The organism is Selenomonas sp. oral taxon 478, assembly GCF_001189555.1.
Lineage (GTDB): Bacteria > Bacillota > Negativicutes > Selenomonadales > Selenomonadaceae > Centipeda > Centipeda felix.
The window spans coordinates 301,574-327,807 of sequence record NZ_CP012071.1 but is presented as its reverse complement, the minus strand read 5'-3'; the positions used below and the strand labels follow the sequence as shown (position 1 = coordinate 327,807).

The window sequence follows — 26,234 nt, the reverse complement described above, 5'->3', positions numbered from 1 at the left end:
CAGTCCCTATTTTTCGCGTTTCTTTCATCTTTTTTCTTAGGAATCAGGGATAAAATAAAGAGGTAGATTTTATCCGTGCTTCCCGTATGGCTGGAAGGAGGCCTCTATGGAACAGGAAACATCAACGGCGTCCGAGATCAAAGACTGGATTGTCTCCATCGTCGTCGCCGTTGCTCTTGCGATGTTCATTCGCACCTTTATCGTCGAGCTCTATGTCGTTGACGGGCCGTCGATGCGCCCGACGCTCGAGTCAGAGCAGCGCCTTGTCGTCAACAAGTTCATCTACCGGTTCCATCCGCCCGAGAAGGGGGACGTACTCGTCTTTCAGTATCCGCGCGATCCGAGCCGTGACTTCATCAAGCGCGTGATCGCCGTGCCGGGGGATACGATCGAGATCCGCGAGGGGCGCGTGCTCGTCAACGATCAGCTGCTCACAGAGGACTATATCCTCGAAAAGACGCGGAGCGAGTACCCCAAGGCGACTGTGCCCGAGGGACATATCTTCGTCATGGGCGACAACCGCAACAACTCTGAGGACAGCCGCTTTGCCGACGTGGGATTCGTTCCGTACGATCTCATCAAGGGGAAGGCGATGCTCGTATTCTGGCCGATTTCGGCGTATAAGACGCTCTGACGGAGGACGACGCGATGCGCTTTGTATCATGGAATGTCAACGGCCTGCGCGCCGCACTCAAAAAGGGATTTATGGAGGCGTTCAAGGAGCTTGACGCCGACGCCTTCTGCCTGCAGGAGACGAAGATGCAGGAGGGGCAAGCGATCCTCGATCTGCCCGGCTACGAGCAGTATTTTTACAGCGCAGAGAAAAAGGGCTACTCGGGCACGGCGATCTTTACGCGCGTGAAGCCGCTCTCCGTGGCGTACGGCATCGGCATCCCCGAGCACGATCACGAGGGGCGCGTCATCACGATGGAGTTCAATGACGTCTATCTCGTCACGGTCTACACACCGAACGCAAAGCGCGCACTCGAGCGCCTCGACTATCGCATGACATGGGAGGATGCGTTCCGCGCATTCCTGCTCGATCTGCGTGCGAAAAAACCTGTCGTCGTCTGCGGCGACCTCAACGTCGCGCATACGGAGATCGACCTCAAGAACCCGAAGAGCAACCGCCGCAACGCGGGCTTTACAGACGAGGAGCGCGGCAAGTTCACGGAGCTGCTCAATGCGGGCTTTGTCGATACGTTCCGCGCGCTCTATCCCGACCTCACGGGGGCGTATACGTGGTGGTCGTATCTGCGCCATGCGCGCGAGACGAATGCAGGGTGGCGCATCGACTACTTCCTCGTCTCCGAGGAGCTGCGTGACCGCATCGCGGCGGCGGAGATCCATGCGGATGTATTCGGGAGCGATCACTGCCCCGTATCACTGACACTAAAGTAAGGGAGATTTATGGGAGCTCTGAAAGAAGAACTCGACCGCGAGATCGCGAAGCGACGCACCTTTGCCATCATCTCGCATCCGGACGCGGGCAAGACGACGCTCACCGAGAAGCTGCTGCTTTACGGCGGGGCAATCCATCTCGCGGGCTCGATCAAGTCACGCAAGACGCAGCGTCATGCCGTCTCTGACTGGATGGAGATCGAAAAACAGCGCGGCATCTCGGTCACATCCTCCGTGCTGCAGTTCGACTATGACAGCTATCGGATCAACATCCTCGATACGCCGGGGCATCAGGACTTCAGTGAGGACACGTACCGCACGCTGATGGCGGTGGACAGTGCCGTCATGATCATCGACGCGGCAAAGGGCGTTGAGGCACAGACGCGCAAGCTGTTCCGCGTCTGCCGTCAGCGCGGCATCCCCATCTTTACCTTTGTCAACAAGCTCGACCGCTTCGGCAAGGCGCCGCTCGATCTCATGGACGAGCTGGAGAACGTACTCGGCATCCGTTCCTACCCGATGAACTGGCCGATCGGAACGGACGGCACGTATCGCGGCGTCTATGACCGCGAGAAGAATCGCATCGAGCTCTTTGCCGAGGATACGAGCCACGGGCAGGAGACGCGTGTCTCCGAGGTGTTTGAGATGGATGATCCCGCGTGGAAGGAGCGTGTCGGCGCGGAGGCCGCTGCCGCTCTTGCGGATGACATCGAGCTGCTGCGCGACGCGGGCGAGGCATTTGACCGCGCGGCGATTGATGCGGGTGAGCTGACGCCGATGTTCTTCGGCTCTGCGATGACGAATTTCGGCGTGCAGAACTTCCTTGAGGAGTATATCCGTCTCGCGCCGACCCCCGCACCGCGCAATTCCTCGGATGGTGTGATTGCGCCTGACGATGAGCAGTTCTCGGGATTCGTCTTTAAGATTCAGGCGAATATGAACCCCGCGCACCGCGACCGACTCGCTTTTATCCGCATTACCTCGGGAAAATTCGACCGCAATATGAGCGTCTGGCACGCGCCGAGCGGAAAACTTATCAAGCTCGCTCAGCCGCAGCAATTCCTCGCGCAGGATCGCCAGATCATCGACACGGCGTACCCAGGCGACATCGTGGGACTGTTTGACCCCGGCGTATTCGGCATCGGCGATACGCTCTGCGACCCCGCGCACAAGTTCAAGTTCGAGGACTTCCCCGTGTTCCCGCCCGAGCGCTTCGCACGCGTCGCGGCAAAGGATACGATGAAGCGCAAGCAGTTCGTCAAGGGCATCGAGCAGCTGACGCAGGAGGGCGCGATCCAGCTCTTTGAGCAGGTCGGTGCGGGGCTTGACAGCTATATCGTCGGCACGGTCGGCACGCTGCAGTTCGAGGTGCTCGAATACCGTCTGAAGAACGAGTACAACACGGAGATCACGATGCAGATGCAGCCGTTCGAGACGGCGCGCTGGCTCGCGTTCCCCGATGGGCGCGAGATAAAGCCCGCCGATCTGCGCGGCGCAGATCGCGGCATGTTCGTCCACGACCGCAACGGCAATCCCGTCCTCCTCGTCAACAACGAGTGGGCACTCGGCTGGATCCGCGAGAACAATCCCGACCTCGAGCTGGGGCAGGTTCCGTTTGACCGCAAAGAGGCATGAATAGGAACAACAAAACACAGGATATCACGGCGCGCATTGACGTGATCTCCTGTGTTTTAGTGTGTCCTTATTTTTTCCCCGCAAACGCGTCATCCACCCATGTGAGGACAGCGTCCTCGACGGCGTTTTCGCGCTCGTTCAGCGCCGCTCCTGCGGAGGTGATGTGCAGGCTGCGTCCGCTTTGATAGGCGATGACGATGTTGTAGGCGGGATTCTGCACCGCCTCCGCCCGTGCACCGTAGTCGTTCTCGGCAGCGAGATTGTGCGCGTCGAGCATCGCACGAAAGTCTGCTTCACGCGCCTCTGTCCATGGGACGTAGTGCTCGGCGATATCCTGAAAGCGGCCGTCTGAGAACTCCTTGCCAACGAACTCGCCGAGGCAGGTGATGAAGTGCTCGCCGTCGATGCCGCGTGCCGCGAGCTCCTCAGCGGAGAGCGCATTTTTCGCGGGGACGTCGATCAGGCAGATCATACGCATGAGCGTGCCGTCTGCGACAGGATGGCGAAACTCCATCGAGAGCTGCTGTATAGGAGTGTTCTCGACGGGCGCCGTTCTTGTCGCTGGTATGGGGGCTGTCTCTGGTGCCGCCTCAGCCTCTGCCACGAGGAGGAGCAGCGGGGCGAATATGGCGGCGCAGCAGAATCGCGCCGCTTTGTGTGCAAATGTCATCGTTGCCTCCTTAGATAAACAAATCATTCAGTGCCTCGGTCATGGTCGGGTGGGTGTAGATGGCAGAGCCAAGCGCAGCGGCGGTAATGCCGTGGTCGATGGCCATTTTCATGAGGTTGATCATCTCCTGCGACTCGGGACAGAAGAAATGTGCGCCGAGGACGGTGTCGGTCTTTGCGTCAACCACGGCCTTGAGCACGCCGGCGGGCTTCTTGTAGACCTGCGCCTTCGGGATGGCAGCGACCTCTAGGCGGAGAACGCGCACGTCAAAGCCTGCCGCCTCCGCCTGTGCCTCCGTCATGCCGACGCGCGAGAGTGGCGGATCGAGGAAGACGGTGTAGGGGACGGCGCCGCGATTTGCCGTTGTACGCGTTCCGCTGCCCACAAGCTGATCCTTTACAATGCGGAAGTCGTCGAGAGAGATGTAGGTGAACTGCAGGCCGCCCGTGACATCGCCCATCGCCCATATATGCGGGACGTTCGTGCGCAGATGCTCGTCAACGGCGACCGCACCGCGCTCCGCCACGGCAACGCCCGCCGCCGCAAGATTCAGCCCTTCGATGTTCGGGCGGCGGCCCGTGGCAATGAGGATGGCGTTCGCCGCAAGCGTCTTCTCTCCGTCCGCCGTCTGCACGACGACGTTCGCAGCCTCCGCGCTGTCCTCGATGCGCTGCACCTTTGCCCCCATCAGGATATGGATGCCGCGATCATTTGTATGCTGCAGGACGCGGGCGGCGATTTCTGCATCCTCACGCGGGATGAAGGCCGTGCCGTCCTGTACGACGGTGACGTCCGACCCGAAGTTGGCGTAGTATGACGCGAACTCCAGCCCAATGTAGCCGCCCCCGATGATGACGAGCTTCTCGGGCAGCTCGTCCAGCTCCATCATCGTCTCGCTTGTGTAGACGTGCGTACTCTCTGCCGCACCTTTGATCGGTGGGACAAAGGGAAGCGCGCCCGTATTGATGAAAATACGCTCCGCCGTGACGGTCTGCGCTCCGTCCGCTCCAACAATGCGCACAGTGTGTGCATCGACAAACGATGCCTCTCCGTCAATGACGACAGCACCCGCGCCCGTCACCTTGGCGTAGTTCTTTTCGCGCAGCATTTTCGTGAGGCGGCGTTTCTCTGCAATAGCCGCACGATAGCGCTCTGCCTTTGCCGCAAAGTCGCCGCCCGCCGCCGCCGAGAGACGCGCGCTGTACTCCAGCGACTTCGACGGGATGCAGGCGACGTTGATGCAGGTACCGCCGTAGCGCTCCTTTGACCGTTCGACGAGGGCGACACGCTCGCCCTTCTTCGCGAGAAAGCCCGCGAGCGTCTTGCCTGCCTTGCCAAAGCCGATGATGAGATTTTGATATGTTGTATTTTGCATAGGGTGCTCCGTTTCTGTTAAACTTTGTATCACTGCAGTTATTATAGCATTTTTTGAGCCCATAAAGAGAATTATTGTGAAAAAAACGGGACTGCTGTACGAAGTTTGCAGCTTCGTGCAGCAGCCCCGATGTACTGGAGCAGATCTGTATGACTTAGGGAAGCACTGATAAATTCAGCACCGCCATCTTAGCGCATCTTTTTTGCCCGCTTTTTGTCGGCAAATCCTCCACATAGCTTTGGCTATGCGTCCGGTTTGCCTCCTCAATCGGACGAAAAATCTACGCCAATCTGACGGACTTCATTTTATCAGCGATTCCTTAGACTTACACCATCTCCTCGGGATGGAATACCTCGTCGAACTTCTCTGCGGTGAGGAAGCCGAGCGCGACGCATGCCTCTTTCAGGCTGATGTTCTCATCGAACGCCTTGTGTGCCGTCTTGGCGGCGTTCTCGTAGCCGATATACGGATTGAGCGCCGTGACGAGCATGAGCGAGCGGTGCAGGTTCTCGTGCATCTTCTCGCGGTTCGCCTTGATGCCGACGGCGCAGCGGTCGTTGAACGACTTGAGGGAGTCGGTGAGCAGGCGTGTCGACTGCAGGAAGTTGTAGATGATGACGGGCATGAAGACGTTGAGCTCGAAATTGCCCTGTGAGGCGGCAAAGCCGATAGCAGCATCGTTGCCCATGACCTGTACGGCGACCATTGTGACGGACTCGCACTGGGTCGGGTTGACTTTGCCCGGCATGATCGAGCTGCCGGGCTCGTTCGCGGGGATGGTGATCTCGCCGAGTCCGCAGCGCGGTCCCGAGGCGAGCCAGCGCACGTCGTTTGCAATCTTCATCATGTTGGCGGCAAGTCCCTTGAGTGCGCCGTGGGCAAAGACGACGGCATCCTTGCTCGTGAGCGCGTGGAACTTGTTCGCTGCAGTGACGAAGGGCTTGCCCGTCAGCTCGCTCGCCGCGCGTGCGACGGCGACATCAAATCCCTTCGGTGCGTTGAGTCCTGTGCCGACGGCGGTGCCGCCGAGGGCGAGCTCGTGGAGGAAGGGGAGGGATGCCTGCAGCTGTTTCTTCGACTGCTCAAGCATATCAAGCCAGCCGCTGATTTCCTGCATGAAGGAGATGGGGACGGCGTCCTGCAGATGCGTGCGTCCCGTCTTGACGATGCCGTCGTTCTCTGCCATGAGGCGGCGGAAGGTTGCGGCGAGGAGGTCGATCGCGGGGAACAGCCCGTCCTCGATGGCGATGACGGCGGCGATGTGCATGGCGGTCGGGAAGGTGTCGTTCGAGCTCTGCGACATATTCGCATGGTCGTTCGGATGGAGGATTTTCTCCCCCGCGATCTCGTTGCCGCGGTTCGCGATGACCTCGTTGACGTTCATATTGGACTGCGTGCCGCTGCCCGTCTGCCATACGGCGAGCGGGAAGTGGGCGGCGAGCTTGCCGTCGAGGATCTCATCACATGCCTTGCAGATGGCGGAGAGCCGCTTCTCATCCAGCTTGCCGAGCGTGTGGTTGGCGATAGCGGCAGACTTTTTCAGGATGCCGAATGCGTGGATGATCTCGGCGGGCATCTTCTCGATGCCAATGGGGAAGTTCTCGAAGCTGCGCTCTGTCTGCGCCGCCCAATACTTGTCTGCGGGGACTTTGACCTCGCCGAGGGAATCATGCTCAATGCGATACTCCATGGATATGAACCTCCTGTCACAAGAAAGAATAGATATTGCGGTGTGTCGTCTGCATACGCCGCGCAAACACCTCGTTGCGCAAGTGGTCGTGCGCTTGCTTCACTAGACGTATTGCAGGGACAGTTTAGAACCACAATATTCCGACAGGAACAGTATAGCACAAAATATTGCGATTGAGAACATTTATCTAGTATTTAATTTTTTTCATAGTAGATTGCGCGAGGATGCCGATGCCCGTGCCGGTCAGGATGCCGACAACGCCGAGAAGCGGAGCGTAGAGGAGGAGTGCGCTGCTCTCCATGACAGCGGCGGCGACGAGCAGCTGCGCCATATTGTGGAGGAGTCCGCCGACGGCGCTGATGCCGACGAGGGAGAGCTGTGTGCGCCGCAGGAGGAGGGCCATCGCAGCAAAACTCGCCAGTCCGCCCGCCATGCTGTAGAGGAGTGGGGCGAATCCGCCGCCAAGGAAGGCGGATAGGAAGATGCGCAGGAGCAGGACGGCGGCAGCGTCGCGCGTACGCGGCAGGATGCGGAGCGCGATGAGGGTGACGATGGCGGCCAGCCCAAGTTTCGCGCCCGGTACAGGAAACGGCAGGGGGAGAAAGCCCTCTAGGAGGAAGAGGATGAGGGAGAGCGCAGTGAGGAGGGCGATGCGCACCGTAAGACGAAGTGGTCTCATATCATTTCACTTCGATCAGGAGTTTGTGCGGGAGGCAGGCGATCACGTCGCCCTTTTTCTCCGCGCGTCCCGTCCGCACGCAGACCTGATCGGGGCAGTCCGCATGGACGACGGCAATACTCTCCCCCTCAATGCGGATCGTGTTCTCGCCGTGTGCGTCCGCAATCGGTATGTCCTCCGTCCCCGTGTGTCCCGTGAGCGGGATGTCATAGAGCTGTGTGCCGTCCTGCGTGATGACCGCGTGACGTGCTGCACCGTCCGTGCGCAGCGCAAAAAATATTGCGCCGATCCCGCAGAGGAGGAGCAGCGCAGCGATCAGTATGAGGTCATTTTTCTTCATGGTCAGTCCTGCCTTGACGAATGTTTTTTATCACAGTACAATAAATAAGGAATTACTGCATGTATCAGTGCTTCCATAAACAGCAATTTTCTCAAATCCCCTGACTGAGCTCGCGCTGCCAATAGGCGAGGTCGGACTCGTTCAGCGGGAGGTCGACGGTCTGCCCGTTGTCGTAATAGAAGCGCAGTCGAACGCTCACTGCCTTGCGGATGGCGGGCAGGCTGGCGCGCGGGAACACGAGGAACATCTTGTTCTCGTTCTTGTAGGGGCTGTCCGCACCCTCCACGGGATGCGGTGTATACTTTGTCGCCGCCTTCATCTCCCACGCCGCTCCGTCGGTGTAGAGGATGACGTCGGGCAGAAACTTCGCACCGTCGTAGCGATAGTCGAGCAGGGACAGCGTCGCGCCCTCAAGCCGGCCCTCTCCGGTATAGGATGCGCGAAAATCAATGGTCGCGTACGCAGAGAGACTGCGCGCACTGCGATGATCGATACGGTACGTGTACGAGAGCCCGAAGATGCCGACGAGGATGAGGAGCAGGGCGACGACGACGATCAGTTGGCGAAAGATGCTGAGCACAGGAACGCTCCTTTCTTGATTGAGATGATTATAGCATAGGGGAAATGATTTTGTCAGCAGTTTCCCGTGGGATGTGCAGGGGGGAATGCTTGGGAAATGGATACGGAGGGGAAGCCATCATGGCGGTAAAGTTATTTGTGTCGGATCTGGATGGTACGATGCTGCCAAACGGCAATGTCGTTTCAGCAGAGAATATCGCGGCTGTGCAGTGTGCCGTGCGCGCGGGGATCACCGTGACGATTGCGACGGGGCGCATGTTCGAGGCGGCACTGCCCGTCGCTGAGGCGCTCGGCGTCGATGTGCCGATCATCGCCTATAACGGGGCGCTCATCAAGAGCCCGAGCGGACACGTCTATGAGGAGTATGCTCTCGACCCGATGCTTGCACGGGACATTATCACCTTTGCACAGGCACGGGGCTGGTACATTCAAAGCTACAGCGGTGGTGTGCTGCGCTATGCCGTCACCTGTGAGGAGTCGCGTTTTTACGAGGATTCACAGAAGATCACCGGCAAGGCTGTCGGGAGAGATGGAATGCTTGCGTACGTGACAGGAAACTGCAAGCTGCTCCTCGTGACGGAGGGGCGCGCCGTGAGTGAGGCGCGTGCACAGATGCTCCTGGATGCGTTTGGCGCACACATCGACGTGACGCGTTCGGCAGATCGGCTGGTCGAGATCGTTGTGAAGGGGGTCTCGAAGGCATCGGCACTCACGGAACTCGCGGCAAAGCTGGATATCCCCATTGCGGAGACAATGGCGATCGGCGATGCGTACAACGACCTGCCCATGCTGAAGGCAGCAGGCACGAGTGTTGCAATGGGGAACGCCTTCCCCGAGGTCAAGGCGGAGGCAGACTGCGAGACGCTGTCCTGCACGGAGAATGGCCTTGCGGCGGCAATCTATACGTATGTGCTCGGCATGGGTGCGGATGCACCTGTACCAATGCGGAGAGGATAAAGGCATGGCGATCAAACTCATCGCACTCGATCTCGACGGCACGCTCCTGACCTCGTACAAGACGATTACGGTGCGGACGAAGGACATCCTTGCACGCGCCATGGCACGCGGCGTCACCGTCACCATTGCGACGGGGCGGATGCTGTGCTCCGCGCTCCACTTCGCGCGGCTGCTCGGCTCGCGTGCGCCCGTCGTCTGCTGCAACGGGGCATACGTCGGCACGGGGGCGGATGCGCCGCTCTTTGCCCGCTATTTTGACCCCGCATTTGTCGGGGAGTTCCTGACGTTCTGCTACGCGCGGGACTGGTATGTGAACTGGTACAGCGGGGCGGAGATCTATGCGCCCACGTACCGGGAGGACTATTTCACCGCCTATCGGACGACGGCGAATTTCGTGGTGACGGAGGTGGGAAGCGACTATCTCGGCTGCACGGAGAACGTACCGCAGTTCGTCCTGCGCGAGATGAAAAGCGGGGTTGACTCCTACGTCAGCGAGGTGCGGGCGCACTTCGGCGGACGCCTTGTGCCGCAGCAGAATACGGGCACGAGCGTTGACATCAACCCACCCGGCATCAACAAGGCGGTCGGCGTGCAGGCGCTTGCGGACGCGATGGGGCTGACACTCGATGAGGTCATGGTTGCAGGCGATGCGGACAACGATGTGGAGATGCTCTCGATGGGCGCATTTTCTGTCGTCCCGGCGAATGGACTCCCCGTGGCGAAGGAGCACGCATCCTATGTCACGGCATCCAACGATGAAAACGGGATTGCCGCCGCTGTGGAAAAATTTGTACTGTAGGAGGTGACGATGATGGATATAAAACATCCCGCAGAGAAATTCCGTCCCGTGATCGTGACGGGGCTGTCGGGGGGCGGAAAGTCGCTCGCCGCGCGTTATATGGAGGATCTCGGCTACTTTTGCGTGGACAACCTCCCGCCGGTATTCATTCCAAAGTTCATTAATCTCTGTCGTGAGACGCACGGGCAGATCAGCCGTGCCGCCATCGTGGTGGACACGCGCAGCCGCGAGTTCTTCGACGACTTCGTGCGCGTGCTCGGTGAGCTGGATGCGGGCGGCGTGCCCTACGAGCTGCTCTTTATCGAGGCCTCGGACGATGTGATCATCCGTCGCTACAAGGAGACGCGGCGGCCACATCCGCTCGCCCCGGATGCGCGCATATCCGAGGGCGTGACGCGCGAGCGGAACCGCCTCGCGCCCATACGGGAACGTGCGACGCAGATCGTCGACACATCGAAGCTGCGCAAGGCGGAGCTGCGCGACATCATCCGCCGCCACTACGATGCGCCGGGCGCGGATGCGCAGATGAGCGTGAACATCCTGTCGTTTGGCTTTAAGTACGGCATCCCGCTCGATGCCGATCTCGTCTTTGACGTGCGCTTTTTGCCGAACCCGTTCTACATCGACTCCCTCCGCAGCAAGAGCGGCACTGTTCCGCAGGTCGCGTCCTACATCGAGTCATGGGATGTGACGCAGAAGTTCGAGGAACATCTCGACAACTTCGTCGATTTTCTCCTGCCGCAGTATGTGAAGGAGGGGAAGAGCCAGCTCGTGATCGCCGTCGGCTGTACGGGCGGGATGCACCGCAGTGTCTTTATCGCAAAGCATCTCTACGACCGCATCAAGAAGCACTATGCGGCGCATCTGGAACATCGCGACCTCATGAAGAATGAGGTGCGGGAACACGTGAGCGAGGGATGACGAATCCATGCATTTGATGAAATGGCTCTATCCCGGCATGGGGTTCAAGCGCTGGCTCTTTGTCTTTGCGCTCGGAACGCTCCTTGTCGGACTCGGGGCTGCACTGATCTTTAACTACAAGTACATTGACTCCATCGAGGAGGCAATCTTCCGCTTTGTCTATACGTGGCAGGGCAGCTATGACTACGGTTTCACAGTTGTGGCAGGCGTGCTTGCGTCTCTTGTCGGCAGTGTACTCATGCTCGTGGCGACGCGCCACGTCATCCGCTCCGTCATCACGGCTCTGATGCCCGAGGGAACGTCGGCGCGCCTCGTTGATCTGGTCTATGAAAAAACGCGGCTCAGCCGCGGCCCAACCATCACAGTGATTGGCGGCGGACATGGTCTCTCGGTGCTCCTGCGCGGTATCAAGGAACTGACGAGCAACGTGACCGCCGTCGTGACGGTGGCGGATGACGGCGGCTCCTCGGGGCGTCTGCGCGAGGAGCTCGGCATCATTCCGCCGGGCGATCTGCGCAACTGTCTTGTCGCACTTGCCGATACCGAGCCACTGATGGAAAAACTCTTTCAGCACCGCTTTGAGGGCTCAAGCGACCTCGCGGGACACAGCTTCGGCAATCTCTTTCTCGCGGCGATGGCAGAGGTCACGGGTGACATGGAGACGGCGCTGCGCGAGTCCTCGAAGGTTCTCGCGGTCAAGGGACGTGTCCTGCCCGCATCGAAGGAGTCCGTGCGGCTCGACGCGATCCTCGAGGACGGAACGGTCGTCGAAGGCGAGTCACGCATCCCCGAGGCGCCGGGACGCATCCGCCGTGTGCGCCTGTTCCCACAGAATGTCGCGCCCGTACCCTCCGCCCTCGAGGCGATCCGCACGGCGGATGCGATCATCCTCGGCCCCGGCAGTCTCTATACGAGCATCATGCCGAACCTCCTCGTCAGCGGTGTCGCCGAGGAACTGCGCAAAAGCAATGCCCTCAAGATCTACATCTGCAACGTGATGACCCAGCCCGGTGAGACTGACGGCTATACAGCGTCTATGCATGCGGAGGCGATCCTAAAGCACGCAGGGCGCGGGACGATCGACTTCATGCTCGTCAATAACGCGCCGATTTCTGCCGAGCTGCGCAAACAGTACGCCGCACAGGACATCTACCCCGTTGCCGTGGACGAGGAGGCGATCAACGCCCTCGGCATCGGATTCGTCGCGGCGGACATCATCAGTCAGACGGATGCCGTGCGCCACGATCCCGACAAGCTCAGCCGCAACGTCATGCGCATGGTCTACGACTTTCGGGTGAACTGAGATGCCGTCCTTTGCTGCGGATGTGAAAAATGCGCTCTCGCGCACGGATGTCGACCGTGCCTGCTGCCAGACGGCAGAGCTCGCGGCACTCCTGCGCATGGGCGCCTCTGTGCAGACGGACGGTGCGCGTGGGGCGGGGCTGCGCTTTACGGCGGCGAGTGCCGCTGTGGCGCGCCGCGTCATCCGTCTGCTGCGCGCGATGGACGGCGCGATTGAGACCTCTGTTGCGATGGAGCGCATGCCGCAGCTGCGGCGGCGCACCTACATCGTCAATATTGCCGCCGGCGCAGCGGTGACGCCGCTGCTCGCGCAGCTCGGCTTTGCCGGAGGGAGTCTGCGCAGCACGAGCGATCTCGCCCTGCTTCGTAAAAAATGCTGTCGTGCCGCCTATCTGCGCGGCGCATTTCTCGGCGGCGGCAGCGTCAACCGCCCCGAGGCAGCGTGCCACCTCGAGATCACGGCGCGGAGCGAGGAGATGGCGCGCGCACTCCATACACTCCTGCGTCGCCTGCACTTCCCTGTCGGGCTGACCGACCGCCACGAGATGTACGTTGTCTATCTCAAGGAGGGCGATGCCGTCATGGATTTCCTCTCGCTCATCGGCGCGGAGGAGGCGGCAGAGGAGATCGAGGTCGCGCGCAACCTCAAAGAAGTGCGCGCACAGGTGAACCGCCTCGTCAACGTCGAGACGGCGAACCTCCAGCGCGCGGTGGATGCGGCAGCAGATCAGCTCGCGGCGATTGAGCGACTGGAGGAGACGGGGCGGCTTGCTGCCCTGCCGGAGGAGCTGCGCGAAACAGCAGAGATGCGGCGTGCCCATCCGGAGATCAGCATGGCGGAGCTGGCGGAGCTTTGCCACATCAGCAAATCAGGAATGAGCCATCGTCTGCGGAAACTCCGCATGATGGCAGAGGAGGAAACAGATTGATTCGAGGTATTGCGCGGCGGCTCACCCATGGACTGCCGCTGCCGCTGCTCATTATTTTGGCGGCTGCTGCATGGCTGCTGACGGCACAGCCGTCGGGCTTTCCCATACTGGAATATCACATGGTGAAGGATGACGCAAAACCGGATGAGGTGCGCTACGCCGTCCCCCCCGCCGAGTTTGCGGCACAGCTGGACTACCTCACGCAGGAGGGCTATACGACCATCACCCCGCAGGACTATGCACGCGCGCGCAAGGGCAAGCAGGAACTGCCCGCAAAGCCCGTGATCCTCTCCTTTGATGATGGCTATGAGGACAACTGGCGCGTCGTGTTCCCGATGCTGCAGGAGCGCGGGATGAAGGCGGTGTTCTACGTCGTGACGAACGACATCGGACAGCCCGGCTACATGACGTGGGATAACCTCTTTGATCTCGAGCACAGCGGTATGGAGATCGGCAGTCATACGGCGAACCACATCCCGCTCACAACGCTCACGCCGACAGAGCAGCGCGACGAGCTGCGGCTCTCCAAGCTGCTCCTCGAGTGGCGCGGGATGAAGACGATCTACAGCTTTTCCTATCCGAACGGAGCGTATGACGATACCGTCGTGGCCATGCTCGCGGAGGAGAACTACCTGACGGCGGTGACGGGCGAGGCGGGACTCAATACGTTCGAGACGAATCCGTATCGCCTGCATCGCGTCAACATCCCCGCGCCGCATCTCGGGCTGACAGAGTTCCGCCTGCGGCTGCTGAAGGCAGACCTCGCGGCGCGTGCCGCCGTGCGGGTGGCAGAGCTGCCCGAGGGACTGCGTGCACCGATCGAGAAGCTGTGCAGCGCGGTGCGTGGACATTGATAAGGAAAGGGACTATAGGGGAATGAACAAGGGAATCAAGGGACTATGGGCGGCAGCAATGGCTGCTGTCCTTCTTTGCGCGGGGCATGCGGGAGCTGACCCGCAGCACAGCGAGGGGACCACTGTGGTACGCGAGCGCGGTGCGGCGGAACAAAATATCCATGAGCGCACGGCAGGAAAGACGAATATCCGTGAACGCGTCGCGGGCATCATCGGAGAAACGACGCCGCCGCAGAACCGTGTATTTGCCTCCGGCAGCTCGCGCATGATGCGACGTTGGGATGTGAGGGCGGAGGATATCGGCGGGACGCTGCTCTTTTCGGACAGCCCGGAGTATGTCAAGGAGAGCGGCATCCTCTATCGCGACACGGTGGAGGGCGATGCACGCGTTCTCTACTATCATCTGAACGACACGACACAGCCGAAGAAGGTCGCTGTCATTCTCGAGACGGATGCCGACCTTGCCATCGTCTCCGTGACGCGCGGCGGCACGAGTACGCCGAGCACAGACTACCTGCGCGTCGGCAAGGCAACGCAGATCGCCTACTTTGACCCCGTGCAGCACGAGGAGCGCATCTACGTGGCAAAGGAGCGGCCGCGCCTTCTCTCCCCTGTGATGAATACGACCGTGCTTGCGCCCGGCGAGCTGGTCTACGGTGTCTACGACTTTCACGCCAATGCCCCCGTGCGCGTCTCCGTTGTCATGTACGGGGCGGATGTCGATCCGTTTTCCTTCCTGCGCACGGCGCGTGTCCTGCCGCGCGATGAGGTCGCTCTGCGCGGCACGTTTCAGAGTATGGACCGCATCGTCACACTGCCGCGCGCCTACGCTCCTATGCGGGACGGCGCGGCGTATTTCCCCATCGGCGACAACGTTCACGATCTCTATCGCAGCGGCGTGGATGCAACGGATGGAACGCCTGTTGTCAACTACGGCAACTACGGCATCCTCTACCACATTGCACTGCCCATTATGGGGCGCGGGCAGGTGCGCTGCTTCCTCAGCCCGCTCGGCGGCGTCTATGCGGGCGCGGTGACGGCTGTCAGCGACGGACAAAGCCGCCTCATCGAGACGCCTGCGTCACGGGCGTACTTCGGCGACCAGACGCTGCCCGAACCGCCGCAGATCGCAAAGGCACGCACGGAAGGACTGCTCGTCCTCACGCAGTATACGGAGCTGGCCGATCTTGGGACGTACAGCGCCGTTCATCCCGTCACCTTTGCCTACTCGCCGCCGGGGGCATCGAATCTGCCCGTGAATATCATTCTCCTGCCCGAATAACGGAAAAAAATCTTTATCATGAGAAGGTATTTTTTTATCTCTGTGGAATAAATAAGTGACAATGAAAGAGAGCATGATCCTCGGGGTGGATCAGGGAGGAAGAGATATGGCAGAAGCAGTGAAAGAGACCAAGGGTGCAGCGGAGACGGTAGGCGCGAAGATCGATCACGAGCGCCTGATGACGTCGATCGAGCAGATCGCGACGTCGACACAGACCGTCTTTCAGGCGATCGAGCAGGTCGCCAAGAGCGCGACGGAGCTCGCAAAGGCAGGGCAGGAGTCCGTCCAGCAGGCGAAATTCCTCCAGGAGCGCAACGCCGACACGATCAAGGTCATCGACTTCATCACGAACATCGCGGGACAGACGAATCTGCTCGGTCTGAACGCAGCCATCGAGGCGGCGCGTGCGGGTGAGCAGGGGCGCGGCTTTGCCGTCGTTGCCGAGGAGGTGCGCAAGCTCGCCGAGCAGTCGCGTGAGGCGACGGAGCGCATCCAGGTGACGCTGACGGAGATGAACCGTGCGGTCGAGGACATCTCGCATTCCATCGAGACGACGGGCTCCATCAGTGAGCAGCAGGCAGCCTCCACGCAGGAGATTACGGCAAACCTCTCGCAGGTGACGCGTGCCACCGAGCAGCTCAGGGACTACGTCAAGAGCCTCGCATAAGCAGTGCATACAAAAGGACGGCAGACGAAGCGGTGACTTCATCTGCCGTCCTTTTTGCGTATCGCTTTACTTCTTCTTTTCCTTGTCCTTGGCGCGCGCCTTTGCCGCCTTCTCCTTCGCCTTTGCCTTATCCGTCGTCTTCTTCTCCTGCTGATACTTTGCGTAGTCCACGCCCATGCTCGCGAGCTTGTGCTTGATCGCCATGACGGGGTGGCGCAGGAACATCCCGCGCTGTGCGGACTTCATGATCGTGAGAAAATCCTGCGTCGCCTTCGCACCGAAACACGGACGGTCGCAGCGGTCGCAGATCGGCTTTGTGATGCCGTAGGGGCAGCGATCCATTTTCGTAAACACCGTCGCGAGCAGCGCCGTGCAGGCGGGGCAGAGCTTGCCGTTCTTCGGCTTGTGATGCTTCGCACAGTAGACGGCGAAGGTCTTGCGGATGTTCTCCTTCTCCTTCGGGATGTTATTCTTCAGCTCGGGCGGCTTGCGCTTCGGCAGGAAACGTGAAAAAATACTCATCGGGTTCACCTATGCTTTCGTTTCGTGTTCTTGTATTTTTCTCTCCGTTTTGACATTTTACCGATTTTTAGAAGAAAATGCAAGGAGTAAGGGAACGTGACTTTTCATGATAAATGGGGTACAATAAAGCGCAAAGAGATAGGAGGATATGATGCGCACAACAGACAGACGGCGGATGAGCAGTGCACCCGCAGACGATCAGCCCGTGGAGGGGGTTGAAGAGGGACAGCTGCGCAAACTGCTGACCAATACGATCAACACGATCGAGGACAACAAGACCCAGATCTTTGACATCTATGAAAATACGCGCAGGGAAGTGGAGGGAGCACGGCGCCGTCTCCTAGAGCTGAAAGAACACGTCGCTGCGACCATTGAACGTGTAGATGCACTTACCGCAGAGGAGCAGCAGGCCAAGCGTCGTCTCGCCGAGGTGAGCGAGAAGTTCACGGAATATACGGAGGATGAGATCCGCAAGACGTACGAGGCGGTTTCCATCATCCAGATCAACCTTGCGATTGAGCGCGAGAAAGAGCAGTCCATGCGTGTGGAACGTGACAAGCTTGAGATACGTCTGCGCTATCTTGGCAATGTGGTCGCCCGTGCGGAGCAGATGGCGCTCTCTATCGGCTCGGTACTCAGCTATCTCAGCACACAGGTGAGCGGGGTGATCTGGCAGATCGAGGCGGTACAGAAGGATAAGTTTGTCGGTGCGCGCATCATCAAGGCGACCGAGGAGGAGCGTTACCGCATCTCGCGCGAGATCCACGACGGCCCCGCGCAGGATCTCGCGAACAGCCTGTTCACGACGACCATTGTCGAGCGGTTGATGGATCAGGACATGGCGGAGGCGAAGAAAACGCTCGAAGAGCTGCGCGGCGAGATTCGCAAATGCCTGACGAGCGTCCGCCAGATCATCTTCGATATGCGGCCGATGGCACTCGACGATCTCGGCCTCCCGCAGGCGGTGGAGCAGCTGATCGCCCTCTTTGGCGAGCGCGGAAAACTGCACGGGACATTCAGCATGGAGGGCGACTACTATGCCCTGCCGAAACACGTGGAGATCGCTGTGTTCCGCATCGTACAGGAGGCACTCAACAACGTCGTTCAGCATGCGCGGACGGATAAGGTGCGCGTGCGCATGCACTACACGCCGCAGGCGCTCACCCTCCTAATCGCGGATGAGGGAATCGGATTCTCTCCTGACCATGTGGATGAAACAGAAGACGATGAGGACGACGATGCGCTCGATATGGAGTCGCAGCGCAGGCGGCGCGGGCGGCACTTCGGCATGATCGGCATGGAGGAGAGAGCAAAGCTCATCGGCGCCGAGATCCAGATCCTCTCCGAGCCGGGCAAGGGGACGAAGGTGCATCTGCGCGTGCGCAACCGCATGGTGGAGGACGCGTGAGCGCACCGATTGCCGAGGCTTTGCTCCGCTATGCGGGGCTGGGCGTTGCCCCCTATCACACGCCGGGGCATAAGGGCGGGCGCGGAGTACATCCGCTGCTGCGTCGGCTGCTGACGGACGAGGGGCTGCGCGCGGATGTCTCGCTCTCGGCAGAGCTCGATGACTTCCATGCGCCGACGGGCTGCATCCGTGCGGCGGAGGAGCTGGCGGCGCGCGCATACGGTGCGGACGAGGCATACTTTATGGTGAACGGGACGACGGGCGCTGTCCACACGATGCTGATGGCGGCGGCCGCGCCCGGCGATACCATCCTCGTACCGCGCAACGCACATCGCTCCATCGTCGGCGCGATGATCCTCACGGGCGTGCGCCCCGTCTGGCTTGCCCCCGAGATTGACACACGGCTCGGGATCGCGATGGGCGTATCGTATACGACGGTGGAACGCGCGGTGCGGGAGCATCCCGAGGCGCGTGCCGCGCTCCTCATCCATCCGACCTACTACGGAGTGACCTCGGAGCTGTCGGCGATTGCCGCGCACCTTCACGCGCACGGGATGCTCCTCCTCACAGACAGTGCGCACGGGGCGCATTTTGCCTTTGCGGAGGAGCTGCCGCCGTCTGCCATGGCGGCGGGCGCAGATCTCTCGGCGGAGAGCACGCACAAGATGCTCGGCTCGCTGACGCAGACCTCGATGCTCCTCGCACGCGGCGGACGCGTGCCGCCCGCGCGGATTCGCGCAGCATCGGGCGTACTCCAGACGACCAGTCCAAATGAAATCTTTCTCGCGGCCCTCGATCTGGCGCGGGAGCAGATGGAGCAGGAGGGAGCAGAGCACCTCGGGGCACTCATTCGCCGTGCCGATGATCTGCGGCAGCGCATCAATGACATTCCGGGACTGTGGGCCTTCGGTGCAGAGCACATGGGGGCGCCCGGGATGGAGGCGCTCGATCGCACCAAGCTCACCGTGCAGGTGATGGGGCTCGGCATGACGGGCTTTGCGGCAGAGGAGGAGCTGCGGCGGCAAGGGATCGCCTGTGAGCTGGCGGATGCGCGCAACGTGCTCTTTCTTCTCTCCTATGCGGATGGCGCACAGGAGACGGAGCGGCTCTATGCGGCGCTGCACACGATGGCGGAGACCTGTGCGCCGCTCTGCACCTCGCGCGGAGCGGGGGAGGCGGCGCTCTGCGCGCTGCCCCCGCTGCCGGAGACAGCACTCACGCCGCGTGAGGCGTATTTTGCGCGCACGGAGCACGTATCTGTGACGCATGCCGTGGGGCGTACAGCGGCAGAGACGATTGTGTTCTATCCGCCGGGCATCCCCGTCCTCGCACCCGGCGACGTGATCGATGCGGCGACCATCCGCTGTCTGCAGACGATGCGCGCGATCGGAGCGCGTGTCGTGGGGGCGGCAGACGCGTCTCTCGATACGGTGACGGTAATTACGAAAGGATAAGTATGGCACGCGGAAAGCTCTTTATCATCGAAGCGGGCGACGGCTCGGGCAAGGAAACGCAGACGCGCCTTCTCACGCAGCGGCTCATACGCGAGGGTCATCGCGTACGCGCCGTTACCTTTCCCGACTACGCGGCGGATGCGTCGATGCCCGTGCGGATGTACCTGCGCGGTGACTTCGGCACGCAGGCGGACGAAGTGAATCCGTATGCTGCCTCGACCTTCTTTGCCGTTGACCGCTACGCCTCCTATCGGATGAAGTGGAGAGAGGACTATGCGGCGGGGATGATCGTCCTCGCCGACCGCTATACCACATCGAACATGGTGCATCAGGCCGTGAAGATCGGGGATGCGGCGGAGCGCGATGCCTTTCTCGACTGGCTTTATGACTTCGAGTTCAACAAACTCGGATTGCCCGTCCCCGACGCCGTATTCTTCCTCGATATGGAGCCGTGTGCAGCAGAGCGGCTGATCGCCGCACGTGCGCAGGCGAAGGGAGAGACGCCCGATATCCACGAGCGCGACGCAGACTACCTGCGCCGTACCCACGATGCCTACGTCCTGCTCGCCGCACGCTGCGGCTGGGTGCGCATCCCATCGAGCGCGGACGGCGTACCGCTCCCCATCGAGGAGATTCATGAACGGCTGTATGCGGAGGTGGGGAAGTTTTTGACGACGGGGAGAGAATCTCATGCCTGAAATTAGCCTATTCTTTGGTATCCGTATTACGATTTACCACAACGACCATAACCCTCCGCATATCCATGCGGAATATGCAGGGAATAAAGCCACGATAGATATTCAGAATGCCAGTATTTTGAATGGCTACCTTCCCAACCGACAGCTAAAACTTGTCTTGGCATGGTGTGTTCTCTATCAGGATGAACTCATGCAGGACTGGGAATTGGTCAAGGCTGGCAGAGAGCCTAATCCGATTCCGCCGATGATAAGGAGATGAGGAAGATGGATTCTCGGTTTTTCCCCGAAGTACTGCAGGTTGTCCCAGGGGATAACTACACCGTCTATGCGTATTTCAACGATGGCACGGTGCGCCGTTACGATGCGTCGGAGCTCGTCATGCGCTCGGGCATCCTCGCACAGCTTCGTGACCGTAAGGTATTCGTGGATCGTCTGACGGTGATGAACGGTACAGTTGCATGGGATATCGCCGGCAATCGCGATGAAACGAAATGTATCGATATTGATCCGTTTACGGTCTACGCATCACCCGTGGTGAATGACCCGCTGGAAGAAGCTGTATGAAGCCTCTCCGTATTACGATAGGAAAGTCAGTATCCTGTAAACGAAAAAGCCTCCCCCGTTTACGGGGGAGGGGGACCGCGTGAGCGGTGGAAGTGGCGAATACAGTGACGTGTCAGGATGAGGAGTGTAAGAGCCGATTGTGATCAAAGAAGTCATCATCGTCGAGGGCAAGATGGACGTTGCGGCGGTGCGGCGCGCCGTCGATGCGGACTGCATCATCACCGACGGATTTCGCCTGCGCAATGCGGCGATCAAAAATATCCGTGCCGCCTATGAAAAGCGCGGTATCATCATCCTCACCGATCCCGATACAGTCGGTGAGCGCATCCGTGCGCGCCTGACCGAGATGTTTCCGCGTGCCCGCCATGCCTTTATCCCTGTGGAGGACGCGACGAATGCAGGGGACGGCGACATCGGCGTGGAGCAGGCATCCCCCGCGGCTGTCCGTGCAGCGCTCGACAAGGTACGCACGCCGATGGAAGAACCGGAGGAGACGTTTTCGATGAGCGATATGATGCAGGCGGGACTGACAGGAACGGGGGACGCCGCCGAACGGCGCGCACAGCTCGGACGCCGTCTTGGGCTCGGCTTTGCGAATGCAAAGACATTTCTGCGCCGACTCAACACCTATGGCATTACACGCGCGGAGTTTACTGCCGCATGGGAGGACATGGAATGAACGCAAGTATCCCCGTGATCGCCGACCCCAAGGTCACGCGCCACATCCTGAGCGCCTTTCACCTGCGCGCGAGCAAGCGGCTCGGGCAGAACTTCCTCGTGGATGCGGGCGTGGTGCGCGCCATCGTGGATGCGGCTGACCTCAGCCGCTCAGATACTGTCCTCGAGATCGGCCCCGGCATCGGCACGCTGACGCAGGGGCTCGCCGAGAGCGGTGCGCGCATCGTCGCCGTCGAACTGGACAAAAAACTTCCTGCCGTCCTCGCCGAGACACTGAAGGGCTATGACAACGTGACCGTCGTGCCGGGCGACATCCTGAAGCTGGACATCCTCCGCATCCTGAACCTCGGTGCGGGAGAGCGGTTCAAAGTCGTTGCGAATCTTCCCTACTATATCACCACCCCGATCCTCATGGCACTCCTCGAACAGCATCTGCCTATCGAGCGCATGGTGACCATGGTGCAGAAGGAAGTCGCCGTCCGTATGACCGCGCGCCCCGGCTCGAAGGACTACGGTGCGCTCTCCGTTGCCGTGCAGTATCATACGGATGCGCGCATCGTGATGGACGTGCCGCCGCGCGCCTTCATGCCTGCCCCTGAGGTCACGAGTGCCGTGATCGCCTGTCGTGTGCGGGAGACACCTTCTGTCTGTCCAACGGATGAAAAGCTGTTCTTCCGTCTCGTTCGCGCTGCCTTCGGACAGCGGCGCAAGACCCTCCTCAATGCCCTCACGGGGGCGGGGCTGACGAAGGAACTGTGCCGTGCAGGACTTGCGGCGGCAGGGATTGCCGAATCGCTGCGCGGCGAGCAGCTCTCCCTCGCGGACTTCGCCCGCCTGTCGGATGCCGTGGGCGCGATTTTGCCGGAGGAGGAATGACCATGTTCTTTGACAGCCATATTCATACATCATTTTCTGCTGACTCTGAGATGCGGGCAGAGGAGGCACTTGCCCGTGCAGAGGAGCAGGGAATCGGACTTGTCTTCACCGAGCACCTCGACTATGACTACCCGTCGGCGGGAAAGGAGCAGTTCATCTTTGATCCCGAGGCGTATTGGACGGCGTACGAGCCCCTGCGCGCAGCGGGGAATCTTTCGCTCGGTGTCGAGATGGGAATGATGGCGAGCGCACGCAAAAAAAACGCCGCGTTCGTGCAGCGTGTTCCGTTTGACTTTGTCCTCGGCTCGATTCACTTTTTGGAGTGCAAGGATCTCTACTATCCTGAGACCTTTGCGGGGCGCGAAAAGGCGGAGATGTACCATGAGTACTTTACCGTCATGCGCGACGAGATCTACGCGCATCCCTTCATCGACGCCCTCGCGCACATCGACTACATCGCGAGGAATGCCACGTTCGCTCATCCCGAGATCAGCTATGGCGACTTCACAGGCGACATCGACGCCGTCCTGCGTGCGCTCATCGAGACGGACACCGTGATCGAGATCAATACGCGCCGCCTCGGCACGCCGCGCGGCATCAAGGAACTGGCGCCCGTCTGCCGCCGCTACCGCGAACTCGGCGGACGCTATGTCACCATCGGATCGGATGCCCATGTCCCAGAGGCGATCGGTGCGCGCTGTGACCGTGGGCGTGAGCTTGCCCATGCCTTTGACCTCACCGTCGTCACCTTCCGCGAGCGGAAAATGCAGATTTGTGACGAGTGAAGCTATTTATTGCCCTCTTTTTCTTTTCCTGCTATAATATAGGACAATGGACGGAGGGATTCGTCGTGTTGAGTAATTTTTTTGTTGCACTCGGCGGCGTCGTCCCGCTATTCTGCTTGATGGCCGTCGGGCTTTTCGTTAAGCACGTACGCCTCCTTACCGAGGAAGAACTGAAGCACGTGAACCGTATGGTGTTCCGTGTGTTCTTCTTCTTCATGATGTTCTACAACATCTACGTCTCTGACCCGCAGAAGGCGTTTCAGCCGATGCTCATGGTCTTCGGTGCGTGCGGCGTCATCCTGACGGCGCTCGTCTTCGGTGCGATCGTCTGCATGATCGAGAAGGACAATGCACGGCGCGGCCCGATGATCCAGGCGAGCTTTCGCGGCAACTACGTCCTCATGGGCGTCCCGCTTGTCGGCAACATCTTTGGGGACGAGGCGATTGCCATCCCGACCATGATGATCGCCGTCATTGTTCCCCTCTACAACATTCTCAGCGTCTTTATTCTTGAGACATTTCGCGGCAGGCAATTCAACCTGCCGCATATCCTGCGCGGCGTTGTTATGAACCCGATGATTCTCGGCGCGATACTAGGAGCATTGTGCCGCGTCGCAGAACTGCCGATTCCTGCGCCCGTCCTGAAGCCCGTCGCACAGATCGCGGCGGCGACCACGCCTGTCGCACTCATCATCCTCGGGGCGTCATTCCATGGCGGCAGCTATCACACGCATCTGCTCCAGCTCATCTTCTCGGTCACTGCGCGCCTTGTCCTCGTACCTGCCGTCGTACTCGCCTGTGCCGTTGCACTCGGCTTTCGCGGCGTCGAGCTTGTCACGCTCACCGCAATCTTTGCCACGCCCTGTGCCGTTGCAGGCTTTGCCATGGCACAGCAGATGCAGGCGGACGCCGAGCTCGCGGGCAACAGTGTCGTCTACAGCAGCGCACTTTCCTGCTTTACCATCTTCGGCTGGGTATTTTTGTTCAAGACATTGGAGCTGTTCTAAAGCATTCTGCATCAAAATAAAGGAGAATTGTACCATGACGTGGAAAAAGAAACGGGCAGGAGTCTGCGCAGTGGCACTTGCCGCAGGGCTTATATGGATGCCGCAGGCAGCACAGGCAAACGAGCCTGCACCAAGCACGGATGCGCCGTATCATGTCGTCGAAGGAGGAGACTTCCGGATGGCGACAACGATCGGAGATCGCCATGGCGAGACGTACCGACTGAGCAAATATGATGTGCTCAGTGTCCAAGTCGTCGGGTTCAACTCTGCCTTAGGGAATGGGGCAGCGGCTCTTGATTCTGTCATGATCGGTCCCGATGGCTACGCCCAGCTCCCCTATGCGGGTTCGCTGCGGTTGGCAGGACTTACACTTGATGAGGCGCAGGACTTGATTTCCGAGCGAATGCACCGCTACCTGCGCTTTCCGGAGCTCTCCGTCGGCGTTAAGACATACGGAAAACGGAACATTTATGTCATGGGAGAGGTGCGAGAGCCAGGCATCAAGGAGATGTCTGCCGACACACTGAACGCGTATGCGGCGATCACCTCGGCAGGCGGCTTTACGAATCGTGGACGCAGCACACAGGTACAGGTGATCCGCGTCGTCGGCGATACAATGTACTATAAACAGGTGAACCTGAAGAACTACATCAAGAAGCATGATCTGACGCAGAATTTGGCACTGCAGGACGGAGATATCGTCTACGTACCGACCTCGAATGGCATCAAGTTCCAAGAGGATGTCCTGCCGTATCTGAACGTATTTACGATGTATAAAGCATTGGCGGACTAGAAAGAGGACAGCATGGATCGCAACGAAGACTCGATTGACCTCTCAAGACTGTTTCAGATCATGTGCGACCACAAGCCTGTGATCTTCTGCATCGTGGGCGTCTGTACGCTGGTTGCTCTCGTGATCTCCTTTCTCCTGCCCAAGCAGTATGAGTCTACGACCCTCGTTCAGACACGTACGGCAACGAAGATGGATATCTCGGGTGCTGCCGCTGCTATGACTGCTCTTGGTGTGGGAGGTGGGAGTGTCTCCTCTCCAACGATGAATTATATCGAGTTGATGAAGTCGCGCACCGTGCTCGACCCGATTATCGACTCTATTGACTTTGGTACAGAGAAAAAGCCCGACGCAAAGTCCTTCGCTAAGAGCCATCTCGATATCAAGAATACCAAAGGGACAAACCTTATCGAGGTGACGGCGCGCGGAAAAAGTCCTGAGGAAGCACAGCAGATCTCGCAGAATGTCGTCGACAACTTCCTCCTCATGCAGACGGATATGAATCAACAGACGCAGTCTCTCCTTATGAAGTTCCTCGATGAACGCATCAACGGAACGAAGCAGGAGGCGGAAGAAGCTGAGGATAAACTCGCGCAGTTCAGCCGTGAGCATAAGGTATACAGCCCTACTGATCAGGCAAAAGCAGTGATCGAGCAGATGGCCGCGTATGACAAGGAGATCGGCAAGGCAGAGGTCGAGGCTGCCTCGGCACAGGCATCGCTCAGTGCTGCGAACGAAAAACTCGGTGAGCAAAAAAGCGGCAGCAAGGCGTACAGCATCTCTGACAATACGACTGTACAGAAAATACGCGATCAGATTGTCAGCAAGCGCGTCGAGCTCGCCGGGCTCGAGCAGAACTACACAGAGCTGCATCCGAGCGTCCAGAAGGCGCAGAAGGAACTGGATCAGCTGCGTGCGAGCCTCAATGCTGAGGTTGTCTCGAGTGTCGACTCCGGGGCGACGACGCTGAATCCGACACACTCCGAACTGAGCAAGGAGCGCGCCCTCGCATCGGTCAACCTCGCGGTGGCACAGGCGAGTGAGCAGGCATTGAAGGCACAGCGGAGCAAGAGGGAGGAGGAACTCGGCACGTTCCCCGACGATGTTGCCGAGTATATGCGCCTCACGCGTGAAGCAAAAATCAAGAATGAAGTCTATGCGAATCTCGTCAAGCAGTATGAGCAAAACCGACTGCAGGCAGCGATGGAGAGTATGGACATCCAGATCATTGACCCGGCGAATCTGCCGGATGAGGATAGACCTGCTGCACCGCGTAAGATGCTGATCACAGCGATTGGTTTTGCCATAGGTGTTCTTCTTAGTTTTGGCTACGGATTGATACTTTATCGGAAGATAGAATAGCGGGGTGGAG

At 59.7% G+C, this 26,234-nt stretch carries 30 protein-coding genes; 22 read left to right on the top strand and 8 right to left on the bottom strand.

Annotated elements, in window-relative coordinates:
* Positions 1-106 precede the first annotated feature (106 nt).
* From lepB to ADJ74_RS01560, 3 genes are read left to right on the top strand one after another with little or no spacing between them, the layout of a single operon-like run.
* On the top strand, positions 107-634 hold the full coding sequence (gene lepB / locus ADJ74_RS01570; RefSeq protein ID WP_009754021.1) for a signal peptidase I: 528 nt from the start codon (positions 107-109) through the stop codon (positions 632-634).
* A gap of 14 nt (positions 635-648) precedes the next feature.
* The gene (locus tag ADJ74_RS01565; protein ID WP_009754022.1) at positions 649-1,401 is read left to right on the top strand and encodes an exodeoxyribonuclease III; all 753 of its coding nucleotides are present in this window, start codon (positions 649-651) and stop codon (positions 1,399-1,401) included.
* Between the two features lie 9 nt (positions 1,402-1,410).
* Positions 1,411-3,036, top strand: coding sequence for a peptide chain release factor 3 (locus ADJ74_RS01560; RefSeq protein ID WP_050341399.1), 1,626 nt, complete (start codon positions 1,411-1,413; stop codon positions 3,034-3,036).
* A gap of 67 nt (positions 3,037-3,103) precedes the next feature.
* Here ADJ74_RS01560 and ADJ74_RS01555 read toward each other — a convergent pair whose 3' ends face one another.
* From ADJ74_RS01555 to ADJ74_RS01530, 7 genes are all read right to left on the bottom strand, one after another.
* Positions 3,104-3,706: a hypothetical protein gene (locus tag ADJ74_RS01555; protein ID WP_050341397.1), complete on the bottom strand. Its 603-nt coding sequence runs from the start codon at positions 3,704-3,706 to the stop codon at positions 3,104-3,106.
* A 10-nt stretch (positions 3,707-3,716) separates the two neighbouring features.
* The gene (locus ADJ74_RS01550; protein ID WP_050341395.1) at positions 3,717-5,081 is read right to left on the bottom strand and encodes an FAD-dependent oxidoreductase; all 1,365 of its coding nucleotides are present in this window, start codon (positions 5,079-5,081) and stop codon (positions 3,717-3,719) included.
* Between the two features lie 154 nt (positions 5,082-5,235).
* Complete coding sequence (locus ADJ74_RS11445; RefSeq protein ID WP_071586095.1) at positions 5,236-5,361, bottom strand: secretion protein HlyD; 126 nt, start codon at positions 5,359-5,361, stop codon at positions 5,236-5,238.
* Between the two features lie 45 nt (positions 5,362-5,406).
* Positions 5,407-6,771 (bottom strand): class II fumarate hydratase, encoded by a 1,365-nt coding sequence (gene fumC / locus ADJ74_RS01545; RefSeq protein ID WP_009754026.1) that lies wholly within the window; start codon positions 6,769-6,771, stop codon positions 5,407-5,409.
* 187 nt (positions 6,772-6,958) lie between these two features.
* Positions 6,959-7,450, bottom strand: a complete 492-nt coding sequence (locus ADJ74_RS01540; protein WP_050341393.1) for a Gx transporter family protein — start codon at positions 7,448-7,450, stop codon at positions 6,959-6,961.
* A 1-nt stretch (position 7,451) separates the two neighbouring features.
* Positions 7,452-7,790, bottom strand: a complete 339-nt coding sequence (locus tag ADJ74_RS01535) for a NusG domain II-containing protein (RefSeq protein ID WP_050341390.1) — start codon at positions 7,788-7,790, stop codon at positions 7,452-7,454.
* 91 nt (positions 7,791-7,881) lie between these two features.
* Positions 7,882-8,370 carry a hypothetical protein gene (locus tag ADJ74_RS01530; RefSeq protein WP_050341388.1) on the bottom strand — a complete coding sequence of 163 codons (489 nt, stop codon included), beginning with the start codon at positions 8,368-8,370 and terminating at the stop codon, positions 7,882-7,884.
* Between the two features lie 119 nt (positions 8,371-8,489).
* Here ADJ74_RS01530 and ADJ74_RS01525 point away from each other — a divergent pair, with 119 nt between their 5' ends.
* From ADJ74_RS01525 to ADJ74_RS01490, 8 genes are all read left to right on the top strand, one after another.
* Positions 8,490-9,326 carry a Cof-type HAD-IIB family hydrolase gene (locus ADJ74_RS01525; RefSeq protein WP_050341385.1) on the top strand — a complete coding sequence of 279 codons (837 nt, stop codon included), beginning with the start codon at positions 8,490-8,492 and terminating at the stop codon, positions 9,324-9,326.
* Between the two features lie 4 nt (positions 9,327-9,330).
* On the top strand, positions 9,331-10,125 hold the full coding sequence (locus ADJ74_RS01520; protein WP_050341383.1) for a Cof-type HAD-IIB family hydrolase: 795 nt from the start codon (positions 9,331-9,333) through the stop codon (positions 10,123-10,125).
* A gap of 9 nt (positions 10,126-10,134) precedes the next feature.
* On the top strand, positions 10,135-11,046 hold the full coding sequence (rapZ, locus tag ADJ74_RS01515; protein ID WP_009754032.1) for an RNase adapter RapZ: 912 nt from the start codon (positions 10,135-10,137) through the stop codon (positions 11,044-11,046).
* 7 nt (positions 11,047-11,053) lie between these two features.
* Positions 11,054-12,349 (top strand): YvcK family protein, encoded by a 1,296-nt coding sequence (yvcK, locus tag ADJ74_RS01510; protein WP_050341381.1) that lies wholly within the window; start codon positions 11,054-11,056, stop codon positions 12,347-12,349.
* A 1-nt stretch (position 12,350) separates the two neighbouring features.
* Positions 12,351-13,277: a DNA-binding protein WhiA gene (whiA, locus tag ADJ74_RS01505; protein ID WP_050341379.1), complete on the top strand. Its 927-nt coding sequence runs from the start codon at positions 12,351-12,353 to the stop codon at positions 13,275-13,277.
* On the top strand, positions 13,274-14,131 hold the full coding sequence (locus ADJ74_RS01500) for a polysaccharide deacetylase family protein (protein ID WP_050341377.1): 858 nt from the start codon (positions 13,274-13,276) through the stop codon (positions 14,129-14,131). Before whiA ends, ADJ74_RS01500 begins: the two co-directional genes overlap by 4 nt.
* Positions 14,132-14,153: 22 nt before the next feature.
* On the top strand, positions 14,154-15,413 hold the full coding sequence (locus tag ADJ74_RS01495; RefSeq protein ID WP_050341375.1) for a hypothetical protein: 1,260 nt from the start codon (positions 14,154-14,156) through the stop codon (positions 15,411-15,413).
* A gap of 106 nt (positions 15,414-15,519) precedes the next feature.
* Positions 15,520-16,080, top strand: a complete 561-nt coding sequence (locus tag ADJ74_RS01490; protein ID WP_039981396.1) for a methyl-accepting chemotaxis protein — start codon at positions 15,520-15,522, stop codon at positions 16,078-16,080.
* A 66-nt stretch (positions 16,081-16,146) separates the two neighbouring features.
* On the opposite strand, the gene ADJ74_RS01485 is transcribed toward ADJ74_RS01490, so the two are convergent.
* On the bottom strand, positions 16,147-16,602 hold the full coding sequence (locus tag ADJ74_RS01485) for a nitrous oxide-stimulated promoter family protein (RefSeq protein WP_009754038.1): 456 nt from the start codon (positions 16,600-16,602) through the stop codon (positions 16,147-16,149).
* Positions 16,603-16,753: 151 nt separating this feature from the next.
* Here ADJ74_RS01485 and ADJ74_RS01480 point away from each other — a divergent pair, with 151 nt between their 5' ends.
* The 11 genes from ADJ74_RS01480 (at position 16,754) to ADJ74_RS01430 (ending at position 26,224) form a co-directional block, all read left to right on the top strand.
* Positions 16,754-18,010, top strand: coding sequence for a sensor histidine kinase (locus ADJ74_RS01480; protein WP_157040575.1), 1,257 nt, complete (start codon positions 16,754-16,756; stop codon positions 18,008-18,010).
* Positions 18,007-19,464 (top strand): aminotransferase class I/II-fold pyridoxal phosphate-dependent enzyme, encoded by a 1,458-nt coding sequence (locus ADJ74_RS01475; protein WP_050341370.1) that lies wholly within the window; start codon positions 18,007-18,009, stop codon positions 19,462-19,464. The genes ADJ74_RS01480 and ADJ74_RS01475 overlap by 4 nt, the downstream gene beginning before the upstream one ends.
* Positions 19,465-19,466: 2 nt before the next feature.
* A complete protein-coding gene (locus tag ADJ74_RS01470; protein ID WP_050341368.1) occupies positions 19,467-20,162 on the top strand; it encodes a thymidylate kinase in 696 nt (231 codons plus the stop codon).
* A complete protein-coding gene (locus ADJ74_RS01465) occupies positions 20,155-20,421 on the top strand; it encodes a DUF4160 domain-containing protein (protein ID WP_006691089.1) in 267 nt (88 codons plus the stop codon). The genes ADJ74_RS01470 and ADJ74_RS01465 overlap by 8 nt, the downstream gene beginning before the upstream one ends.
* Positions 20,422-20,426: 5 nt before the next feature.
* Positions 20,427-20,726 carry a DUF2442 domain-containing protein gene (locus tag ADJ74_RS01460; protein ID WP_050341365.1) on the top strand — a complete coding sequence of 100 codons (300 nt, stop codon included), beginning with the start codon at positions 20,427-20,429 and terminating at the stop codon, positions 20,724-20,726.
* 139 nt (positions 20,727-20,865) lie between these two features.
* Positions 20,866-21,405, top strand: a complete 540-nt coding sequence (gene rnmV / locus ADJ74_RS01455) for a ribonuclease M5 (RefSeq protein ID WP_050341363.1) — start codon at positions 20,866-20,868, stop codon at positions 21,403-21,405.
* Entirely contained in the window at positions 21,402-22,280 is an 879-nt protein-coding gene (gene rsmA / locus ADJ74_RS01450) for a 16S rRNA (adenine(1518)-N(6)/adenine(1519)-N(6))-dimethyltransferase RsmA (RefSeq protein WP_050341361.1), read from the top strand. Before rnmV ends, rsmA begins: the two co-directional genes overlap by 4 nt.
* Positions 22,277-23,065, top strand: a complete 789-nt coding sequence (locus ADJ74_RS01445; RefSeq protein ID WP_050341359.1) for a PHP domain-containing protein — start codon at positions 22,277-22,279, stop codon at positions 23,063-23,065. The genes rsmA and ADJ74_RS01445 overlap by 4 nt, the downstream gene beginning before the upstream one ends.
* A 65-nt stretch (positions 23,066-23,130) precedes the next feature.
* The gene (locus ADJ74_RS01440) at positions 23,131-24,072 is read left to right on the top strand and encodes an AEC family transporter (protein WP_050341358.1); all 942 of its coding nucleotides are present in this window, start codon (positions 23,131-23,133) and stop codon (positions 24,070-24,072) included.
* 34 nt (positions 24,073-24,106) lie between these two features.
* Positions 24,107-24,865, top strand: a complete 759-nt coding sequence (locus tag ADJ74_RS01435; RefSeq protein ID WP_009754049.1) for a polysaccharide biosynthesis/export family protein — start codon at positions 24,107-24,109, stop codon at positions 24,863-24,865.
* A gap of 12 nt (positions 24,866-24,877) precedes the next feature.
* On the top strand, positions 24,878-26,224 hold the full coding sequence (locus tag ADJ74_RS01430) for a GumC family protein (protein WP_050341356.1): 1,347 nt from the start codon (positions 24,878-24,880) through the stop codon (positions 26,222-26,224).
* Positions 26,225-26,234: the final 10 nt, after the last annotated feature.

What these genes read in the sequence shown, in the direction of transcription:
- lepB (WP_009754021.1), top strand. Translation starts at nt 107, where the DNA reads ATGGAACAGGAAACATCAACGGCGTCCGAGATCAAAGACTGGATTGTC.
- ADJ74_RS01565 (WP_009754022.1), top strand. Translation starts at nt 649, where the DNA reads ATGCGCTTTGTATCATGGAATGTCAACGGCCTGCGCGCCGCACTCAAA.
- ADJ74_RS01560 (WP_050341399.1), top strand. Translation starts at nt 1,411, where the DNA reads ATGGGAGCTCTGAAAGAAGAACTCGACCGCGAGATCGCGAAGCGACGC.
- ADJ74_RS01555 (WP_050341397.1), bottom strand. Translation starts at nt 3,706, where the DNA reads ATGACATTTGCACACAAAGCGGCGCGATTCTGCTGCGCCGCCATATTC.
- ADJ74_RS01550 (WP_050341395.1), bottom strand. Translation starts at nt 5,081, where the DNA reads ATGCAAAATACAACATATCAAAATCTCATCATCGGCTTTGGCAAGGCA.
- fumC (WP_009754026.1), bottom strand. Translation starts at nt 6,771, where the DNA reads ATGGAGTATCGCATTGAGCATGATTCCCTCGGCGAGGTCAAAGTCCCC.
- ADJ74_RS01540 (WP_050341393.1), bottom strand. Translation starts at nt 7,450, where the DNA reads ATGAGACCACTTCGTCTTACGGTGCGCATCGCCCTCCTCACTGCGCTC.
- ADJ74_RS01535 (WP_050341390.1), bottom strand. Translation starts at nt 7,790, where the DNA reads ATGAAGAAAAATGACCTCATACTGATCGCTGCGCTGCTCCTCCTCTGC.
- ADJ74_RS01525 (WP_050341385.1), top strand. Translation starts at nt 8,490, where the DNA reads ATGGCGGTAAAGTTATTTGTGTCGGATCTGGATGGTACGATGCTGCCA.
- ADJ74_RS01520 (WP_050341383.1), top strand. Translation starts at nt 9,331, where the DNA reads ATGGCGATCAAACTCATCGCACTCGATCTCGACGGCACGCTCCTGACC.
- rapZ (WP_009754032.1), top strand. Translation starts at nt 10,135, where the DNA reads ATGATGGATATAAAACATCCCGCAGAGAAATTCCGTCCCGTGATCGTG.
- yvcK (WP_050341381.1), top strand. Translation starts at nt 11,054, where the DNA reads ATGCATTTGATGAAATGGCTCTATCCCGGCATGGGGTTCAAGCGCTGG.
- whiA (WP_050341379.1), top strand. Translation starts at nt 12,351, where the DNA reads ATGCCGTCCTTTGCTGCGGATGTGAAAAATGCGCTCTCGCGCACGGAT.
- ADJ74_RS01495 (WP_050341375.1), top strand. Translation starts at nt 14,154, where the DNA reads ATGAACAAGGGAATCAAGGGACTATGGGCGGCAGCAATGGCTGCTGTC.
- ADJ74_RS01490 (WP_039981396.1), top strand. Translation starts at nt 15,520, where the DNA reads ATGGCAGAAGCAGTGAAAGAGACCAAGGGTGCAGCGGAGACGGTAGGC.
- ADJ74_RS01485 (WP_009754038.1), bottom strand. Translation starts at nt 16,602, where the DNA reads ATGAGTATTTTTTCACGTTTCCTGCCGAAGCGCAAGCCGCCCGAGCTG.
- ADJ74_RS01480 (WP_157040575.1), top strand. Translation starts at nt 16,754, where the DNA reads ATGCGCACAACAGACAGACGGCGGATGAGCAGTGCACCCGCAGACGAT.
- ADJ74_RS01470 (WP_050341368.1), top strand. Translation starts at nt 19,467, where the DNA reads ATGGCACGCGGAAAGCTCTTTATCATCGAAGCGGGCGACGGCTCGGGC.
- ADJ74_RS01465 (WP_006691089.1), top strand. Translation starts at nt 20,155, where the DNA reads ATGCCTGAAATTAGCCTATTCTTTGGTATCCGTATTACGATTTACCAC.
- ADJ74_RS01460 (WP_050341365.1), top strand. Translation starts at nt 20,427, where the DNA reads ATGGATTCTCGGTTTTTCCCCGAAGTACTGCAGGTTGTCCCAGGGGAT.
- rsmA (WP_050341361.1), top strand. Translation starts at nt 21,402, where the DNA reads ATGAACGCAAGTATCCCCGTGATCGCCGACCCCAAGGTCACGCGCCAC.
- ADJ74_RS01445 (WP_050341359.1), top strand. Translation starts at nt 22,277, where the DNA reads ATGACCATGTTCTTTGACAGCCATATTCATACATCATTTTCTGCTGAC.
- ADJ74_RS01435 (WP_009754049.1), top strand. Translation starts at nt 24,107, where the DNA reads ATGACGTGGAAAAAGAAACGGGCAGGAGTCTGCGCAGTGGCACTTGCC.
- ADJ74_RS01430 (WP_050341356.1), top strand. Translation starts at nt 24,878, where the DNA reads ATGGATCGCAACGAAGACTCGATTGACCTCTCAAGACTGTTTCAGATC.